The sequence below is a fragment of the Austwickia sp. TVS 96-490-7B genome, from assembly GCF_019331795.1.
Lineage (GTDB): Bacteria > Actinomycetota > Actinomycetes > Actinomycetales > Dermatophilaceae > Austwickia.
The window spans coordinates 16,545-33,806 of the sequence record NZ_JAHPZL010000024.1 but is presented as its reverse complement, the minus strand read 5'-3'; the positions used below and the strand labels follow the sequence as shown (position 1 = coordinate 33,806).

Genomic DNA, 17,262 nt, shown 5'->3' with positions numbered 1-17,262 from the left:
CGCATCCGTCCGTGAGCGTGGTGAAGCAAGTTGTACCGGTGCTGCTTCCCCCTAGGCTTCAAGGTCGTCGAGAAACCCTCAGCGACGTGGTTGGTTGCGGGTATTCAGTCGTGGCTGTAGCGCCGCGGAACTGACCGTGTCGCCCTGGTCGCTTTCTTCCACTCTGACCGTTGCGCAGCCATCTTTCTAGGATCATGGCGGCGCTCCTGGTATGCCTGTTCGCGCCTGATAGCGCGCCAGGAGTCGATACGGCGTTCGTCGATCTTGCCGAGGTCGATTGCCGCCTGGATAGCGCAACCCGGTTCGCCATTGTGCTGACAGTCCGAGAAACGACATTTGCGCGCGATTGTGGTGATCTCAGCGAAAATCTCATCCACTGCCTGAGCTGATGCTGACAAGTCAAGTGAACGTATGCCAGGGAGGTCGAGCAACACACCGCCAGAGGTGAGCTGATAGAGCCTTCGAGTTGTCGTCGAGTGGCGGCCGTCACCGCTCCGGCGGACCTCGCGGGTGAACTCCGTGCGATCGTCGAGAGCGTTCAACAGACTAGTTTTGCCGGCTCCCGATGCGCCGAGCATGGTCGCAGTGACTCCCCGGCCAAGCCGTGCCCTGAGATCAGAGATGCCCCTTCCATCAACAGAACTCGTGAGGAGAGTCTCCACCCCGGGAGCTGCCATCTGTGCCTGATCAAGGGCCTCCGCAGTGTCGGTGGCAGCGTCAGACTTCGTCAAAATGAGCATGGGTGCCGCGCCGCTGTCCCAGGCCATCACAGACAGTCGTTCAAGCAACTTCAAGTTGAGGCTGCGATCGATGGGGAGCACGATGAAAACCAGGTCGATGTTCGCCGCCAGAACCTGTGTTCCGCGCCCACCAGCCTGAGGCCGTGTGAGGACTGTTCGACGCTCCATCACGCCATTGATCTGGCCGTCGCGCATCGTAATCCAGTCCCCAGCTACAGGGGTGACCTGCAGCTGACGACGTAGCTCAACTCGTGCCTCGACAGCTTCATGATGCGGAAACCACATAATTTCTGCGCTCGCTCCGTGCACTGCAACGACGCGTCCGGGGCGTTCGTCGCTAGCCCAGTAGGGATCACTTTCTAGGCGCCCCAGAGGCTCAAGTAATGATGGGTTCATGCGAGCGAGAGTAGGACCCAGGGCGTCTACAGAACAAGCAATTTTTGCCACGGGGAGATGAGTGCTAGCGGCTCTGGTGCCGACCTGGGATGTTGAAAAAATATCGATGATTTCCACCTCGAGTCAGGCCCCAGAATTAAGTTACGATGACGAATTAATGACGCGGCGGCCGATTTTGGTCTGGTTGTTGCTCGGGTGGCACCGAGTTGATGGCTCGAGCGGCCAAGACGGATACCACGATGAGTGTGCCCCCGATGACCTGAACTGGACTGAGGCTTTCATTGCCGATGGAAATCGCAGATATTCCGGCGAAGATGGGTTCAGTCGCGAGAAGAAGACCTACCGTGGTAGGTGACATTTTAGGTGCCACCCATAACTGCACAAGGAACGCGGCGGCCGTGCAGCATACTCCGAGATAGACGATCCAAGCTGCGGTGGGGCGTGAAATTCCAGTGACGGTCGCATGGAGACGACCCAGATCAAACCCGCCAACGATAAGGGCTAGAAGGACAACGGTCCACATTTGCACGACAGTTATACGCAGCGGAGACGGTGGAGTTTTCTGCTTGATGCGCGCATAGAGGACTGTTTGAAGAGCCCGGAGCAGCGCGGCCCCCATGATGAGCAGGTCACCACTCCTTATTTGCATGTCCCCGGAGAGCGACGTCAGTGCGGTTCCTATCAGGGCAAGGAGTAGACAGGGGATTATGAGCTTGTGGATCCGCATTCGGAACAAGAGTCGATCAAGCATTGGAACGAGGATGACACTAAGCGAAATGAGGAATCCTGCGTTCGCTGCGGTAGAGCTGTGGACACCAATGGTTTCCATCCCTAGGATCACGAACAGCAGGACGCCGTACGTCAGGCCGAGTAGTGTCTCGGCGCGGGTGATCGACCTCAGCCGAGGCAGGGTTAATAGTGTCAGTAAGATGGCAGCTGACGCGAAACGGAGAACGATGAAGTCGGCGGTTTCCACCGTGCTGGTGACATTCTTCATCGCCACATACGACGTACCCCAGGCGACGGCAACCATAAGCACAGCAAATTCCGCGGTCCGTAACGATCGTGACGTTCTCATGCGGTGACCTGATACTCGGCGTTGTACCTCACTCTGAGGTGTCCTTTCTGATGTTTCACCCCTCGAAGGCTGAAACTATTGATGTGGGGAGATGGCCTCGATGGGCGACTCGCTGGGAAATGGTTACTCGCTCGATGGGTGACGCATCCGCTGATGCAGAACTGCGTCAGTGAGGTGTCCGGCGGTCTGCGCAGCCGTAGGGCGGAGTCTGGTTCTCTTGATCAAGAGGGTGCCGAACTCGCTGGACGCCTGGGGGAACCCCCATCTCGGGATCAATATAATGACCGTAAGTGATAGTAGAATGACCCCTATGGCTTTGACAACCCTGGCGCAGATCGTGGGTGTGAACGTTCGAACCGCCCGTGCTCAACGTGGACTCACCGTGGCTGAACTCGCGACCCGATCCGGGGTCTCCAAGGGAACCCTCGTGGGCGTGGAATCTGGCCGGTCTAACCCCACGATTGAGACACTCAACGCCTTAGCCGACGCTCTGGCTGTGCCCCTCACGGATCTGATCTCTGCCCCTGCAACCTCTTCGCCTGTCGTCCGTCGAGGTGCGCCAGTCCGTCGCCCTGTAGATCAGCAGCGAGCTGCCCGGATGTCGCACAGTCTCCTCACGGAGGTGTGGCACTTGCGTTTGGCGGCTGGTCAGGGTGTGGAGCGGGAAGCTCATGCGGCGAGCACTACCGAAGTTGTTCTCGTCCATGCGGGGACGCTTCGCTGCGGACCGATCGATGATCCGGCCGTCCTGAACGTCGGTGACTCCATCACCTTCGACGCAAGCTGCCGCCATTGCTATCAATCTGCAGGGGATGGGGATGTCGATGCCACGGTGGTGATGCTCACGACGCCGCAGGGGGCGCGGCCGCTGTAGAACCCAAAAGTGCAGAGCGTGACGCGCAAGGCGGGGGAGAGGAATACCTGCCGACCTGCGACGATGGCTGAAAAGTCAGGTTACGTCGCCGCACCGGGAACAAATGGGTGCACCAATGAATTGACCACGATGCACATCGCGACGGTCTCGCGGGGCACTGACTACCCCTCGACGCACGCCCAGCCCGCGCACTCAAGGAGTTAGACCATGACCCAATACCGCACCGAAAACCCCACCACAGGAGAGGTCGTCCGCACCTGGGACTCCCTCAGCTCAGACGCCGTCACGGAAGCCGTCGCTGCAGCTCACGAAGCATATGGCAGCTGGCGTCGTACCAATGTGGCCGCGCGTGCAGCTGTCTTGCGTGAAGCGGCACGGCTCTTCGATGCGAAAGCCGACGCGCTCGCCACACTGGCCGCGACTGAGATGGGCAAGCCACTGGAGCAGGGCCTCAGCGAAATCCAGCTGTCCGCCCAAATTTTCCAGTACTACGCCGACCACGCGGAGGAGTTGCTTGCTGACGATGTCCTGCCCGCCCAAGGTGCCCTGTCCAGCCGTGTCGAGAAGGAACCGATCGGCGTACTCCTCGGCGTCATGCCCTGGAACTTCCCCTTCTATCAACTTGTCCGGTTCATCGCCCCCAACTTGCTGCTCGGCAACACGCTGCTGTTGAAGCCTGCGTCGATCTGCGCAGCGTCAGCGTTGACCGTGGAGGAGCTGCTGCTGGAAGCCGGGCTTCCCGCAAACGTCTACCGCACCGTCCTGATTGATAGTGGCACCGTCCAGGACGTCATCGCTGACGCGCGCGTGCAGGGAATCTCCCTCACCGGTAGTGAAGGTGCAGGGGCGTCCGTCGCTGAAGCCGCCGGGAAGCACCTGAAAAAGACAGTCCTGGAGCTCGGCGGTTCGGATCCGTTCGTCGTGCTCGGCGGTGATGTGGACGCTATCGCGTCATACGCCGCCCAGGCCCGACTGGCCAACGCAGGCCAGGCGTGCAACTCCCCGAAGCGGATGATTGTGCTCACCGAGCATTACGACGCTTTCGTGGAAAAACTCACCGCAGGATTTGCTGCTGCTGTCGTCGGCGACCCCACTGACCCGGCCACCCACGTGGGTCCGATGTCGAGCGCGGACGCCCGCGACGATCTGATCGAAATCGTCGAAGATGCCGTGGCCAAGGGTGCCACCGTGCGCGTCGGCGGTCACGCCGCGACCGGCAACGGCGTTTTTATGCAGCCCACCGTCCTCACCGACGTCACCCGCGACATGCGCGCCTGGTCCGAGGAGCTTTTCGGGCCGGTCGCGGTGGTCTACCGGGCGGGCGACGTGGATGAGGCGGTGCAGATCGCCAATGACACCGACTTCGGGCTCAGCGGCTCGGTGTGGAGCGACGACTTAGAACTCGCCGCCGCCACCGCCCGCCGCCTCAACGTCGGCATGGCTCTGGTCAACGAACACGGCACCAGCCTGGCCGGTTTGCCTTTCGGAGGAGTCGGCCGTTCCGGTTTCGGTCGAGAGCTGGGCCCGTACGGCGTTGACGAGTTCGTCAACAAACGCCTCGTCCGCGTCGCTGCCGCTAGCACCGGTACGTCGAACGACGCTCCCGTCACCGTGGCGTGACCTGATGAGCAGTCCCAGACCTAGCGCACTGACTGCGCCGGAGGCCGTGATGCCACCTGCGTTAGACGACCAGTTGTGCTTCGCGCTGTACGCCGCGTCGCGGGCGACCACCCAGGCTTACCGGCCTGGGCTCGCCCGCCTTGGCCTCACCTATCCGCAGTTCATCACTCTGCTTGCTCTGTGCCAGCACGACGGTCTGGGCGTCGCAGAACTCGCTCAACGGCTGCATCTCGATGCCAGCACACTGTCTCCGCTGCTCAAACGGATGGAGACGATGGGTCTGGTTGAGCGGCGACGCTCGACGCGTGACGAACGACGGGTGACGATTCACCTCACGGCGGCGGGTAGGGACCTCGCTGGCTCGGCCGCGCAGGTCCGCCAAGAGGTGGCGCAACGTTTCGACCTCACCGCTGAAGAGGCCGAACAGATGCGCATCCTCGCCCTACGACTCATCCACACCCTTGAACCCGACGACGCCGGGTGACCGGCCCGTCAGCATTACCAACCCCGACACAACCGTCCCGGAAGGACATCCCTTATGTCTCGCATCCTCATGGTCCTCACCTCTCACGACGAGCTCGGTGACACCGGCCGCAAGACCGGTTTTTGGCTCGAAGAGTTCGCTGCGCCGTACTACGTTTTCGTCGACGCCGGCCAGGACGTGACGATCGCATCACCGAAGGGTGGTCAGCCACCGATCGACCCGACGAGCGCCCTCCCGCAGATGCAGACGGATTCCACCCGTCGCTTCGACGCCGACGATCAGGCCAAAGCTGCCCTCGCCGCGAGCGTGCCGCTAGCTGACATTGACGTCTCGCAGTTCGACGCCGTGTTCTACCCGGGCGGTCACGGCCCGCTGTGGGATCTGGTTGCGGACGCTCACTCCCACCGCATCATTCGGGACAGTGACGCGGTCGGTCGCCCGCTCGGGCTGGTGTGCCACGCCCCAGGCGTTCTGCACACGGTGCTCACTGAGGCTGGTACGCCGCTCGTTGCTGGTCGTCAGGTCACCGGTTTCACCAACGGTGAGGAAGAAGCTGCTCAACTCACTGACGTGGTTCCGTTCCTCGTGGAGGACGCTTTGCAGCAGGTCGGCGCGGATTACCGCAAGGGCCCCGACGGTGAGAGCTTCGTCGTCACCGATGGCACTCTCGTGACTGGCCAGAACCCCGCCTCATCTGCGGCCGCTGCGCAAGAGCTGCTCACGCTGCTCGCGCGCTGACCTCGGTATCACTCGGTATAGCTGGGCCAGACATGGCCTGTCCGAGCGCTGCCCGCGGGTGGGGTCGACCAGGTGATGAGTCACCTCGCCGGCCCCACCCGCGTCTGGTCAGGTCAGGCTGCGTCGGGGTTCTGCGCCCACAGGTCGGGGCCAAAGACCTCATACCGGATGTGGTCCGCAGGGATGCCACGGTCCAGGAGAGTACGACGAGCTTCCCGCATAAACGGCAGCGGGCCGCACATGTAGACGCGAACGTCAGCGGGGACCTCCACGACAGACAAGTCCATGAACCCAGTGTGGGCACCGCGAGCACTGGCTGATTCGTCAGCCTGCTCGTACCAGCAGTGAGCGGCAACGGAATCCATGGACGCTGCAGTGGCGGACATCGAGTCGTGCAGGGGATGGCTGGCAGCGGACCGGTCGGCGTGGGCGAGGATCACCGGGCGGTGCGGTGCCCGCTGGGCCAGGTCCTCCAGGATCGCAGCCATCGGAGTGACACCGACACCAGCGGACACCAACATCACTGGGCTGTCCGAGTCGTCGACGTACACGTCACCGCAGGGGATCGAAACCTGCAGGATCGTGCCAACCGGAGTGTCGTCATGCAGCAGGTTGCTGATCATCCCGGCGGGGGTGTCAGCGGTGCCGCGCACTCGCCGGATCGTCACCTGCATCGTGTCCGGGCGGGCCGCGCCAGACAGGGTGTATTGACGGGGCTGGGTCGACCCGTCGGACAGAGCCGCATTGATCGTCACATACTGTCCAGCGCGGTGCTGCGGGACCGGCTGCCCATCGACGGGGGCAAGCACCAGGGTGATGACTTCGCCGGGGACCTCGTCGCGTCGTTCGGCGACGCGGTAGTCACGCCACGGCTGGGCGGGGTCCACGCCACCCAGGGCGTAGAGGCGGGCCTCGGCGGCGGCGAGTTGCATGGCCAGCAGCCAGTACACCTCGTCCCAGGCCGCGGCGACCTCCGGCGTGACGGCGTCACCGAGGACTTCACCGATCGCGGCCATCAAGTGACGACCCACGATGGTGTACTGCTCGGCGCGGATGCCCAGGGAGACATGTTTGTGGGCGATGCGGTCCAGGACCGGTTCGAACGACGGGGCGTCCGGATCGATCAGTTGGACAGCGTAGGCGACAACTGACGCAGCCAATGCTTGGGCCTGCTCACCAACGGCCTGGTCAGCACGGTTGAAGACGTTGAGCAGGTCGGGGCGGTCAGCGAACATGCGGGGGTAGAAGTGCGAGGTGATCTTCACCATGTTTTCGGCCACAACGCCGGCGGTGGCGCGCACGACTTCCTGCGAGGCCGGGGACAGCAAGGACTGCATCGAAGACTCCCTGATTTCGAGGACGTTAGTCCTTAAAATACCGGGTGGGTCGTGGTGAAGTCATCATGGGGGTCCTTCGACACCTGGCACGGTCGTTACTCGCCAGCAACAAAAGCGGCTCTCACCAGGAAGAATCCCCCGCCAGGGAGGTGCCACCATAGGCACCCCCCTGACGCAGAGGGGGAAAACACCACGCACCCTCCCGCGTGGCACACCCCCCGACAAACCACGGCCATGCCGCACGCCTATCGGAAGGCACCCTGCCCGACGCGCACGTCGTCCAGGAGACCGGTCATCGCCAGCACCTAGGCTGCGACGAAATCATGAGGGCCGGTCAGCTCCACCAAGAGACTCAGGCCCGAGTCCCTCGAATCCGCGAGGTCACCGGCGCATCCTCGTACGCCGAACGCACCTGCGCTCGCGTCACCCGACCGCCAGCGACATGCGCCCGTGCCGAGAACTGCGACCCCGCTGCCCGGCGGCGACCCGCCTGCGGGGCATACGTTCCGACCGACCGAGACACATAGACGTCTTGACTGCGCGCCCACACCGGACCCACCTGGTCCAGGTCTTGACGTGTCACGCAGGCGCGCTCCGCCAGCACCACAGCCTGATGCCAACGCACCCCTTCGTCCCATGACGATTCGCTGTCGTCGTACGCCGCCACCTCGTCGTAGGGCTGGATCGTGGACGACGGCACCGGGCCTTGCGGGGTGTACCCGCCTGGGATGAGCGTCAACTGGGGGCGGCCACCCGTGACCGTCGTGACGACCGGACGCGCCGACCGACGTGCCACCATCCATGACATCGCAGCCCAGGCCAGCCCACCGGCGGTCAATGCGGTCACAGCCACCGAATACCACTGCGGGGCACCTGGCAACAGACATACCGCGTTGCCCACAACCAAGGCGGTCGCGATGACCACAGCCACCTGACGCACCCGCTGCGAGTCGCTATTGAGACCAATCAGGCCGCCACCGGCCACAGTCGCCGCCAACACGGCGCATGACAACGCCAAAAGAGCAAGATGAACGGACATTCCGAAGAATCCTTCCCCCACCGTCTCATCCCCATGAAACGGTCCCCATGTTTTCCGCCCGGTGGATCATTTCCCCTCACCACAGGACAGTCCCGTACGTCGGAACGACGCTGCTTTCCCCAGCAGCGTCAGGACGAACGTTCAACACGATCGTACAAGAAGGAAGCATCATGTCTGGCAATGACACGGCACACTGAGCGACAACAGCTCGGGGCCTCAGCCAAAAAGTTACTCCTCGAAGCGGAGACATAAAAAAGCCGGCCCTGACCACCCGAAGGTGTCACGGCCGGCGATGCGGATCCGCAGATCCACGTGACGACATCTCAGATCAGGGTGCGTCACTCGTCCGTGCCGCACGACCAGGCAATTCACCATTCGGGATCGGTGGAACCACACCGGCCTCTTCCGCCTCCCGGCGCAACTGGCGAGCTTGCGCCACCGTTTCTTCCCGCTGCTCCAGCTTTTTCTCGCTGGCCGCGGTGTCCTTCGGTGGCAGTTGCAAGGTCCGCTCCGCTTTGACCCCCGAACGCAACTGGCGGGTGCGCTCCAACTCTGAATCCACTTCAGCACCAAAGAGCAAGGACACATTGGTCAGCCACAGCCACAGCAAAAACACCACCACACCGGCGAGCGCGCCGTACGTCTTGTTGTAACTGCCAAAGTTGCTGACGTAGAAACCCAATCCGACTGATGAGGCGATCCAGGTGAGGACGGCGACGGCCGCGCCCACCGAAATCCAGCGGAACTTCGGTTGGCGGACATTAGGTGTCACGTAATACAGCAGCGCCACGATAAACAGCACGATGATCAGGATCACCGGGAGTTTGGCGATGTCCCACACCCGTGCGGCGGTGTCACCCCAGCCGATGAGGTCGCCCACGGTGCGGGCCACCGGCCCGGAGATCACCATGGCGACCATCACCAGAGACACGGCCACCAGGATGACAGCGGTCAACGCCAACTGTTGGGGCCGTAGCTTCCACAACGGGCGGCCTTCGTCGATCTCGTAGACCCGGTTCATGGCCCGACCGAAGGCTCCGACATATCCCGATGCGGACCACAGTGCACCTAATAGACCGAATGCCAATGCGAATCCGGCTGCGCGAGTCTCCACCATCTGCTCGATCACGGGTTGGACTTGCTGGAGCACCTCTGCTGGAGCGAAGCGCGCCATCATGTCCATCGTGGAGTGGACGGTGCGTTGTCCGTCGCCAAACAGGCCGACCAGCGACACTAACGCCAACAGTCCGGGGAAGAGCGCGAGCACGGAGTAGTACGTCAATGCGGCGGCCTGGTCGGTGCACTGGTCGTCCAGGAACGCTTGGAACGCTTTCTTGGCAGTGAAGTGCCAAGACGGGCGGGTCAATTCGTGTGGTGAACCGACCTTGTGGGGATCGTCGGGGTCCGGAGCGGACTCAGCTTTTTCCACACTGGTGCCCTCGTTGTCGTCCATCTCGCTCCTCGCCTCCGACACGGCTGTGGTCGAGGTGACCGTACCCGCATGTCGGGCGGACCACACGTCGTCTAGGCCGACAGTGTGCCGACAGGTCACACCTACCGGGCGACCGGGCCGGACATGGGAGCGGTTCATCGGTGCACGATGCGGGCGGCAGGCCCGCGGATCAGCGGTTTCCGGCGTACGAGGAGCTTGTTGTGCTGCGTGACGGCCCAGTGACTTCTCATGTCCGCACAGCGACGGACGCGGACCACGAGTTGTTTCCCGCCCTGGACGCACGGACCTGTTCATGCCAGCCGCCTGCACGCTGAACGCCACCCCCGACGAGTCGAACTCGCGGGCATCCTGCCCTGTGTCACGGTGGTTCCTTCCCCCGTCATGACCCCGGGAAGATCCCCCCGGACACCACGTTGAATCGGCGGGTTGGTTAACAGGTTGAGGACAGCTGTCCCGTCAACGCCATACGACGATGTCCTCATTGCGCGAAGCCGCTATGTTGGCGGACATGGCCCGACCGCATATTGCCGCCGTACTCGAAGATGCCTGGCATGGCCAACTGAACGGCGTCCTGCAAGCTCGCGGGTGGATTCCCCGGGTGATTGCCCACACGGGATACGGGTCGTCGACGTTCGTGCGGGTCCTCGCCCGGGTGGTCTTGTCCCGGCACACCCTTGATAGCGATGAGACTCGCGCCGATGACACCACCCGTACTGTCCTCGCCCCTCCTCGGGAACGGCGAGGATGGCGCGCGTTTATCACCGCTCAGGCCACCGGTGTGGACGTGGAGGTCACCATCGATGGGGTCACCCACCGCACTCACACTGACCGCAGTGGGTACGTCGATCTGACCGTGGTCGATCATGGCCTTGCGCCCGGATGGCACGAAGTGACTGTCACCCCCAGTGGTGGCCGCCCGCAGGATGTGGCGGTCGTCATCATCGGTGACGAGGTGCGACACGGCATTGTCAGCGACATCGACGACACCGTCATGATCACGGTGCTGCCGCGCATGTTTATCGCCGCGTGGAACACCTTTGTTCGCCACGAACAGGCGCGCCATATCGTCCCTGGGATGGCGCCGCTCTACCGGGATTTGTTGTCCTCGCATCCGGGTGCGCCGATCTTCTACTTGTCCACGGGGGCGTGGAACACCGCTCCTACGCTCACGCGCTTCCTATCCCGGCACGGTTATCCGTTGGGGCCGCTGCTGCTCACGGACTGGGGTCCGACCAACACTGGTTGGTTCCGTTCCGGGCAGGAACACAAACGGGAAAACCTGCACCGCCTCGCCCGTGAGTTCCCTGACATCCAGTGGATCCTCGTCGGTGACGACGGCCAACACGATCCGAAGATCTATGGGTCGTTCGCACAAGACCGACCTGATGTGGTCCGGGCCATCGCGATCCGGGAGCTCACGCCGGCCGAGCAGGTCCTCAGCCACGGTTTGCCGGTCAGCAATGAGGAGTTCGGGCCGCGCGTCGTCCACGGTGAGGTCCCGGTGGTCCGGGCCGGTGATGGCTACGGTTTGCAACTCAAATTGGATCGGATCTTGTCCCGTCACGGCGGTGAATGATCCGGCGCCACCCGCTTCTGCCGTCGTATCGGTGTTTCTAGGGTGATCACTAGAGAGGTGAAGAGAACGCTCGACATCGTGGCTGTCGCTGACACGCGGCCATAGCCCCTGGAAAAAGGCCGTCTGAACAGGCAAGATATAGAGATGAACGTCACCGCGGACATGAACCCCACCGTGCCCACCGTCACCCACCACGACCTTCCCGACAACGCCGTTCTCATCGACGTCCGAGAACACGACGAATGGGACCGCGGCCACGCCCCCCACGCCCTGCACATCCCGCTCGGCGATCTTCACGCCCGGCTTGACGACCTCCCCGACCAGCGGCCGTTGGTCATCGTCTGCCGCAGCGGCCACCGCTCTGCCCGGGCTGTCGCCTACCTCAATGACAACGGGTACGACGCCGTCAACCTCGCCGACGGCATGATCGGGTGGCACCAAGGCAACCGGCCCCTCGTCCACGACGGACCAGGCACTCCCTGCATCCACTGACCTGCCCCACCGCACCCGGAACGTCCAGCTCCGCCACGAAAGCCACCAGAGGTTCCGTCGGTCGACACGCATCCGCCACCCCCACGTAGCCTCCCCTTGATGGGGTGACCCTCATGCGTTATCTCCCCATCGCCGTCGCCGCCCTCACCCTCGCCGCGACCGCACCCTGCCACGCCGACACCGCCGCTCACGCCGACACCGCCGCTCACGCCGACACGCCACGCCCCACCCGGGCCAGTGCTGGCGAGGTCGACGGCCAGTTCCGCGACCCGGACACCTACGACCTGGCCATCGCGCACTTCACTGACACCCAGTACCTCTCCCAATGCGCGGCGTCTGCCGCGACCTCAGGACAACGTGACCGCTGTCAGCAGATCTACGACGGCATCTCCCAGTGGATCGTCAACAACGCCGACAGCCGCAAAATCGCCTACACCAGCCACACCGGCGACATCATCGACAGCTACAACTCGTGGAACCCTCTCGCCGCCCGGGCCGAATTCCCGCACGCCTCCCAAGCGCAGCAGATCCTCGACGACGCTGGCATGCCCAACGGAGTCCTCCCCGGCAACCACGACAACCGGCGCGGCAAAGACCCATCGCTCTACAACCAGCACTTCGGTCCGCAGCGCTACCGCCAAGCCAGTGACAACGCCACCCAGCCTTACTACGACGGCCCCTGGAAAGACGGCGACAACACCAACCACGTCGACACCTTCACCGCCGGCGGAGCCGACTTCGCCGTGATCAACCTCGGCTACGGCGTCACCGACGCCGCCGTGCAATGGGCCAACCGAGAAATCGAGAAGCGCCCACACCACAACGTCATCATCGCCACCCACGCCTACCTCAAGCCCGGCCCGGCACCGAGCGGCGAAGGTGCAGCCCTGTCCGACGACGGGCACATCCTGCGCGACCGAGTCGTTGACCCGCACCGCAACGTCTTCCTCGTGCTTTCCGGCCACGAACACGGCGTTGGCCGCAACGTCCGCACCGACGCAGGCAGCCCCGGACATCAGGTCGTCGAACTCGTCGCCGACTACCAGGACTACACCGCCGGAGACGACGGTAAAGGCCATGCAGGTTTCCTCCGGCTCCTCCAACTCGACGTACGCCGAGGAGAACTCACCGTCGACACCTACTCCCCGTCGCTGAACTCCTTCCGTAGCCGCGACTACGACACCAAACCTGGTCGGCATTACGACGGCACTGAAGACGAATTCACGGTGCCCGTGCACCTCATCACGAGTTGATCGACACCACCGCCACGAGCTGGCGTCGGCCCGGAATGTGCGGGTCGGCGCCAGCTCACGTCATCACCCCGTCTGGATGTCTCTGCGTGTCTCTGAATGTCTCTGCGTGTCTCTGTATTTGGCGCTAGAAAGGCGAATAAGGTCCTCACGTGGATCCGATTCGCAATCCGTACGCCCCCGGAGCGGGCCAACGGCCCCCGGAACTCGCCGGCCGCGATGAACAACTCCGCACCTTCGACGTCGTCATCGAACGCATCGCCAAAGGCCGCCCCGAACGATCAGTGGTCCTCACCGGACTCCGAGGGGTCGGCAAAACCGTGCTGCTCAACGCGTTACGCGGGTCCGCTGTCCGAGCCAGCTGGGGGACCGGCAAATTCGAGGCCCGCCCCGATCAGACCTTACGTCGCCCCCTCAGCGCCGCCCTCCACGTCGCCGTACGAGAACTTGCTCACCCCAGCGGAAGCGATGTCGACCACGTCCTCGGCGTCCTCAAAACGTTTGCGCTGCGTGACACCCCCGCCACCGCAAAACTCCGCGACCGCTGGCAACCCGGCATTGACGTCCCCGCCGTCACCGGCCGCGCCGACTCCGGCGACATCGAAATCGACCTTGTCGAACTCCTCACCGACGTCGGAGGACTCGCCCAAGACGTCGGCCGCGGCGTCGCTCTGTTCATCGACGAAATGCAAGACCTCCAACCCGACGACGTATCCGCGCTCTGTGCCGCCTTCCACGAAATCTCTCAAAACGGGCTACCCGTCGTCGTGGTCGGAGCCGGACTACCCCACCTGCCCGCTGTCCTCTCCGCATCAAAGTCCTACTCCGAGAGGCTGTTCCGCTACTCCCGGATTGACCGACTCGACCGCAGCTCCGCCGAAGCAGCCCTCCAAGTCCCCGCCCGCGAAGAAGGCGCAGCCTTCACCGACGACGCCCTCGACGCGCTCTACCGTGCCACTGGCGGCTACCCCTACTTCATCCAGGCCTACGGCAAAGTCGCCTGGGACGCCGCGCCCACCTCACCCATCACCGCCGCCGACGTCGCCGTCGCCTCACCCGAAGCCGAACAAGAACTCGCCGTCGGATTCTTCGGCTCCCGCTACGAACGCGCCACCCCAGGAGAACGCGAATACCTGCGCGCCATCGCCGACGTCGCCGACACCATGCGCGCCGCAGGTGAAGAACTCGACGACACCGCCGCCGTCCCTACCGCCCGCGTCGCCGACCACCTCGGCCGCAAACCCCAATCGCTGTCACCAGCACGAGACGGACTGATGAAAAAAGGCTTGATCTACTCCGGAGAACGTGGCCGCATCGCGTTCACGGTGCCGCATTTCGGGAAATATCTCCTCGCGACGACCTGAGACGATTTTGTGTCAGCTGTCAACGGCTCGCGAGGAGATCAACGCAAACTCTCCGCTGCAAGCTGCCCATATCGACGCCGTGGGTGGCTCACCGAGCGGTCCCGCGCGCCGACGGCCACTACCTACGCACGTGGCTTGTAGACCAGTGGGCGTACGCCTACCCCAAGAAGAACGTGCAGGTCAGCATTCGCCACCGCACCATCGAGTCATTCGACAGGGCTGGCTGCTGCCGACACGCCGAAGGCAGCGGGGGGGGTGCTGTGGACGGCGGCGGATGGCCAGCGACGTCGACCTCGTCGTCCTCACCGACGAAGCCCAAGCGCACCTGCGATCGCCCGACTTCATCGCCGCGACCTGCCCGGACGGGCGCCTCGTTCGCAGCGAGCAGTGGGGACCAATGAACGAACGCAGAGTCCGGCTGCCCAGCGGGCTCTACGTCGAGTGTTGCCAGGGCACATCTCGGCAGCTGCTCTGCCCAGACGTCGGTCTCAGTATGTGTAGCCCCTGCCATCCTTTGCAGCGCCGGAGGCCGCGGGCATGGTCGGGTCGTCATGACGTGCACGCGCTCTGCGCCTTAGCTGGCGGTATCGCCGCAGTTTTGAGGTCTATTCCGTACCATTGAGACAAAATTCGGTATCAAATTGTAGGTGAGTGCCATGCTGATCCGGTTCGAGGTCGAGAACTTCCGTTCCATCCGCGAGCCTGTGGAGTTGTCCATGGTCGCGGTGGACGACCGTGGGACTGTGCGTGAGAAGCCGACGATGGGTGTCTCGCTCCTCCCCGTGGCAGCGATTTATGGGCCCAACGCGTCGGGAAAGTCCAACATGCTGCGGGCCTTGCAGTGGCTTTGCCATGCAGTCCATAACTCCCTGCGTGCGTGGGAGGATGACATCCCGGTCGAGCCCTTCGCCTTCGGGGCGATAGCCGGATCCGACTCGTCCTTCGCGCTGGAGATGGAAATTGACGGCGTGCGGTTCGAGTACCTTCTCGACGTCGGGCGCCAGAAAGTGACCTACGAAGCCCTCTATCACTACCCCACAGGGCGGCGCCGGAAGATCTTCGAGCGGGACGGACACGAACTCTCGCTCCAGCGGGGGCTCGGTGAGCTGTCGGGCACGAGAGCGATGCTGACGGAGCGGTCGTTGGCGCTGTCCATCATGCGACGGTTCAACGAGCCCCTGACTGGGACCTTCGCCGCCGCCGTCATCAACATGGTCACGCTCGGACGGCCTTTGCGTGCCAGTCGGATGCGCGACATCATTCCGTGGACGACGATGCGGCTGTTCGAGGCCGGGGTTTACGACGATCAACCCCATCTCGACCCTGAGTACGAACAGCAGTCGATCGCGCAGATGCGTAGGGATCGTGCTATATCGCTACTCCGCCTCGCTGATCTGGGTATCGCTGACGTCGAGATCGAGACCGAACAGAGTCCGCAGGACGACTTGGCATCTACACGCACTCCGTGGCTGCGGAAGTCGGTGTATCTCTTGCACGAGGCGGACGGGCAGATGATGCCCCTGGACTTCATGGAAGAGTCGGCCGGAACGCAGACCTGGTTCCAACTCATCGGCCCTGTACTGCGAGCGCTTGACACAGGGTCGGTGGTCCTCATCGACGAACTCGACGCCAGCCTCCATCCGATACTGACGGCGAAAGTGGTTGAGCTTTTCCAAGGCCAGGGGTCCAATCCGCACGGCGCCCAACTCATCTTCACCACGCACGACACCAACCTGCTCAACGATCTCAAACGTGATGAGGTGTGGCTCGCGCAGAAGGACGCGAGTGGTGCGACCAAGTTCGGGCCTCTTTCGGATTTTGCGGGCGGTCTCGTGCGGCAGTCGAGAAACCTTGAAAACAGCTACCTCAGTGGGCGCTTCGGAGGGCTGCCGGACGTCTCCCGTCCCGAGGTGCTTCGGGCTCTGGGGATCCTCTGATGACGGCCAAAGAGCGACGGGGGCGGCCCAAGAAGCTCAAACGGGCCACAGGAGTGCGTCCAGTCAAGAGGACGTTTCGCATCTACGCCGAAGGAGAGGCAACTGAGCCTGAGTACATTGATCTCATCCGTCGGCTGCCCGAGGTTGAGGCGTCGACCTCGGTTGCGATCTCCGTTGAGGAGCGAGGGGCCACGCCTCTGACGCTCGTCACCTCGGCCTGTGACGACAAACGCCGCTCCAACCTCGACATCGACGAGTATTGGTGCGTGTTCGACGTCGAGAATCCGAAGCCGCATCCGCATCTTGCGGACGCCTGTGTCAAGGCGCGAGACAACGGCGTCCACATCGCCGTCAGCAACCCTTGCTTCGAGCTGTGGCTCATCCTGCATCTCAGGGATTGCGCGAAATCCCTGTCGACGGAGGAGGCCATCCGCCTGCGGCGGGATCTGGACGGAAGCGACCTCAAGCACCTTGACGCCGAGAAGTACCGGCCGCATATCGATGACGCCGTGCGCCGAGCGCGCAAACTCCGAGACAAGCACATCAAAGACGGGTCGGGGTTCCCGCATGACAACCCCTCCTCGTCGTTCGATCTCTTCGTCGGCGACCTCATGAAGGCCGCGCAGCCACTCGCGGACCAGAACGTCACCACGAGGTGACCCACCCGAGGCCACCTCAACGCCATCGGCGGGGAAGGCCATTCACCGGGATAGACGTTGCAGAAACGACCCTGGTGTCCAGCAACGAACATCCGGTCCAGGACTGGTGCGACTTCGCCACTTTGCGCTTGCATCGTGGGCCCATTTCAGGTCGCTGCTTTCTTGACGTGGGAGAAGAAAACAACATAGCTGACTCCCTCGCTCTGGACTGAGCACTGACGCTTG

16 protein-coding genes are annotated in these 17,262 nt (G+C 63.2%); 10 read left to right on the top strand and 6 right to left on the bottom strand.

The window, feature by feature from the left end:
* Positions 1 to 104: 104 nt before the first annotated feature.
* Together rsgA and KEM60_RS14960 are read right to left on the bottom strand one after the other, a co-directional pair.
* Complete coding sequence (gene rsgA, locus KEM60_RS14965; protein WP_219108685.1) at positions 105 to 1,136, bottom strand: ribosome small subunit-dependent GTPase A; 1,032 nt, start codon at positions 1,134 to 1,136, stop codon at positions 105 to 107.
* Between the two features lie 154 nt (positions 1,137 to 1,290).
* A complete protein-coding gene (locus tag KEM60_RS14960) occupies positions 1,291 to 2,214 on the bottom strand; it encodes a DMT family transporter (protein ID WP_255574722.1) in 924 nt (307 codons plus the stop codon).
* Positions 2,215 to 2,524: 310 nt separating this feature from the next.
* Between KEM60_RS14960 and KEM60_RS14955 the strand changes: the two genes are divergently transcribed.
* The 4 genes from KEM60_RS14955 to KEM60_RS14940 all read left to right on the top strand — a co-directional run bounded on the left by KEM60_RS14955 (position 2,525) and on the right by KEM60_RS14940 (position 5,930).
* A complete protein-coding gene (locus KEM60_RS14955; RefSeq protein WP_219108680.1) occupies positions 2,525 to 3,088 on the top strand; it encodes a helix-turn-helix domain-containing protein in 564 nt (187 codons plus the stop codon).
* Positions 3,089 to 3,295: 207 nt separating this feature from the next.
* A complete protein-coding gene (locus KEM60_RS14950) occupies positions 3,296 to 4,708 on the top strand; it encodes an aldehyde dehydrogenase family protein (protein WP_219108677.1) in 1,413 nt (470 codons plus the stop codon).
* Between the two features lie 4 nt (positions 4,709 to 4,712).
* Positions 4,713 to 5,192 (top strand): MarR family winged helix-turn-helix transcriptional regulator, encoded by a 480-nt coding sequence (locus tag KEM60_RS14945; protein WP_255574721.1) that lies wholly within the window; start codon positions 4,713 to 4,715, stop codon positions 5,190 to 5,192.
* A gap of 54 nt (positions 5,193 to 5,246) precedes the next feature.
* Positions 5,247 to 5,930 carry a type 1 glutamine amidotransferase domain-containing protein gene (locus KEM60_RS14940; protein WP_219108674.1) on the top strand — a complete coding sequence of 228 codons (684 nt, stop codon included), beginning with the start codon at positions 5,247 to 5,249 and terminating at the stop codon, positions 5,928 to 5,930.
* 113 nt (positions 5,931 to 6,043) lie between these two features.
* On the opposite strand, the gene KEM60_RS14935 is transcribed toward KEM60_RS14940, so the two are convergent.
* The 3 genes from KEM60_RS14935 to KEM60_RS14925 form a co-directional block, all read right to left on the bottom strand.
* Positions 6,044 to 7,267 (bottom strand): globin domain-containing protein, encoded by a 1,224-nt coding sequence (locus tag KEM60_RS14935; protein ID WP_219108671.1) that lies wholly within the window; start codon positions 7,265 to 7,267, stop codon positions 6,044 to 6,046.
* Positions 7,268 to 7,619: 352 nt separating this feature from the next.
* Entirely contained in the window at positions 7,620 to 8,306 is a 687-nt protein-coding gene (locus KEM60_RS14930) for a hypothetical protein (RefSeq protein ID WP_219108668.1), read from the bottom strand.
* A 328-nt stretch (positions 8,307 to 8,634) separates the two neighbouring features.
* Positions 8,635 to 9,759 carry a YihY/virulence factor BrkB family protein gene (locus tag KEM60_RS14925; protein WP_219108665.1) on the bottom strand — a complete coding sequence of 375 codons (1,125 nt, stop codon included), beginning with the start codon at positions 9,757 to 9,759 and terminating at the stop codon, positions 8,635 to 8,637.
* A gap of 472 nt (positions 9,760 to 10,231) precedes the next feature.
* On the opposite strand from KEM60_RS14925, the gene KEM60_RS14920 reads away from it, so the two are divergent.
* The 4 genes from KEM60_RS14920 (at position 10,232) to KEM60_RS14905 (ending at position 14,441) form a co-directional block, all read left to right on the top strand.
* Positions 10,232 to 11,335, top strand: a complete 1,104-nt coding sequence (locus KEM60_RS14920; RefSeq protein WP_370626382.1) for an App1 family protein — start codon at positions 10,232 to 10,234, stop codon at positions 11,333 to 11,335.
* Between the two features lie 144 nt (positions 11,336 to 11,479).
* Positions 11,480 to 11,827 carry a rhodanese-like domain-containing protein gene (locus KEM60_RS14915; protein WP_219108661.1) on the top strand — a complete coding sequence of 116 codons (348 nt, stop codon included), beginning with the start codon at positions 11,480 to 11,482 and terminating at the stop codon, positions 11,825 to 11,827.
* A gap of 113 nt (positions 11,828 to 11,940) precedes the next feature.
* Positions 11,941 to 13,080, top strand: a complete 1,140-nt coding sequence (locus KEM60_RS14910; RefSeq protein WP_370626384.1) for a metallophosphoesterase — start codon at positions 11,941 to 11,943, stop codon at positions 13,078 to 13,080.
* Between the two features lie 149 nt (positions 13,081 to 13,229).
* Positions 13,230 to 14,441, top strand: coding sequence for an ATP-binding protein (locus KEM60_RS14905; protein WP_219108656.1), 1,212 nt, complete (start codon positions 13,230 to 13,232; stop codon positions 14,439 to 14,441).
* A 157-nt stretch (positions 14,442 to 14,598) separates the two neighbouring features.
* Here KEM60_RS14905 and KEM60_RS14900 read toward each other — a convergent pair whose 3' ends face one another.
* Positions 14,599 to 14,952: a hypothetical protein gene (locus KEM60_RS14900; RefSeq protein ID WP_219108654.1), complete on the bottom strand. Its 354-nt coding sequence runs from the start codon at positions 14,950 to 14,952 to the stop codon at positions 14,599 to 14,601.
* Positions 14,953 to 15,097: 145 nt separating this feature from the next.
* On the opposite strand from KEM60_RS14900, the gene KEM60_RS14895 reads away from it, so the two are divergent.
* The gene (locus tag KEM60_RS14895) at positions 15,098 to 16,378 is read left to right on the top strand and encodes an ATP/GTP-binding protein (protein WP_219108735.1); all 1,281 of its coding nucleotides are present in this window, start codon (positions 15,098 to 15,100) and stop codon (positions 16,376 to 16,378) included.
* Positions 16,378 to 17,037: an RloB family protein gene (locus KEM60_RS14890; protein WP_219108651.1), complete on the top strand. Its 660-nt coding sequence runs from the start codon at positions 16,378 to 16,380 to the stop codon at positions 17,035 to 17,037. Before KEM60_RS14895 ends, KEM60_RS14890 begins: the two co-directional genes overlap by 1 nt.
* Positions 17,038 to 17,262: the final 225 nt, after the last annotated feature.

What these genes read in the sequence shown, in the direction of transcription:
- rsgA (WP_219108685.1), bottom strand. Translation starts at nt 1,136, where the DNA reads ATGAACCCATCATTACTTGAGCCTCTGGGGCGCCTAGAAAGTGATCCC.
- KEM60_RS14960 (WP_255574722.1), bottom strand. Translation starts at nt 2,214, where the DNA reads ATGAGAACGTCACGATCGTTACGGACCGCGGAATTTGCTGTGCTTATG.
- KEM60_RS14955 (WP_219108680.1), top strand. Translation starts at nt 2,525, where the DNA reads ATGGCTTTGACAACCCTGGCGCAGATCGTGGGTGTGAACGTTCGAACC.
- KEM60_RS14950 (WP_219108677.1), top strand. Translation starts at nt 3,296, where the DNA reads ATGACCCAATACCGCACCGAAAACCCCACCACAGGAGAGGTCGTCCGC.
- KEM60_RS14945 (WP_255574721.1), top strand. Translation starts at nt 4,713, where the DNA reads ATGAGCAGTCCCAGACCTAGCGCACTGACTGCGCCGGAGGCCGTGATG.
- KEM60_RS14940 (WP_219108674.1), top strand. Translation starts at nt 5,247, where the DNA reads ATGTCTCGCATCCTCATGGTCCTCACCTCTCACGACGAGCTCGGTGAC.
- KEM60_RS14935 (WP_219108671.1), bottom strand. Translation starts at nt 7,267, where the DNA reads ATGCAGTCCTTGCTGTCCCCGGCCTCGCAGGAAGTCGTGCGCGCCACC.
- KEM60_RS14930 (WP_219108668.1), bottom strand. Translation starts at nt 8,306, where the DNA reads ATGTCCGTTCATCTTGCTCTTTTGGCGTTGTCATGCGCCGTGTTGGCG.
- KEM60_RS14925 (WP_219108665.1), bottom strand. Translation starts at nt 9,759, where the DNA reads ATGGACGACAACGAGGGCACCAGTGTGGAAAAAGCTGAGTCCGCTCCG.
- KEM60_RS14920 (WP_370626382.1), top strand. Translation starts at nt 10,232, where the DNA reads ATGTCCTCATTGCGCGAAGCCGCTATGTTGGCGGACATGGCCCGACCG.
- KEM60_RS14915 (WP_219108661.1), top strand. Translation starts at nt 11,480, where the DNA reads ATGAACGTCACCGCGGACATGAACCCCACCGTGCCCACCGTCACCCAC.
- KEM60_RS14910 (WP_370626384.1), top strand. Translation starts at nt 11,941, where the DNA reads ATGCGTTATCTCCCCATCGCCGTCGCCGCCCTCACCCTCGCCGCGACC.
- KEM60_RS14900 (WP_219108654.1), bottom strand. Translation starts at nt 14,952, where the DNA reads ATGGCAGGGGCTACACATACTGAGACCGACGTCTGGGCAGAGCAGCTG.
- KEM60_RS14895 (WP_219108735.1), top strand. Translation starts at nt 15,098, where the DNA reads ATGCTGATCCGGTTCGAGGTCGAGAACTTCCGTTCCATCCGCGAGCCT.
- KEM60_RS14890 (WP_219108651.1), top strand. Translation starts at nt 16,378, where the DNA reads ATGACGGCCAAAGAGCGACGGGGGCGGCCCAAGAAGCTCAAACGGGCC.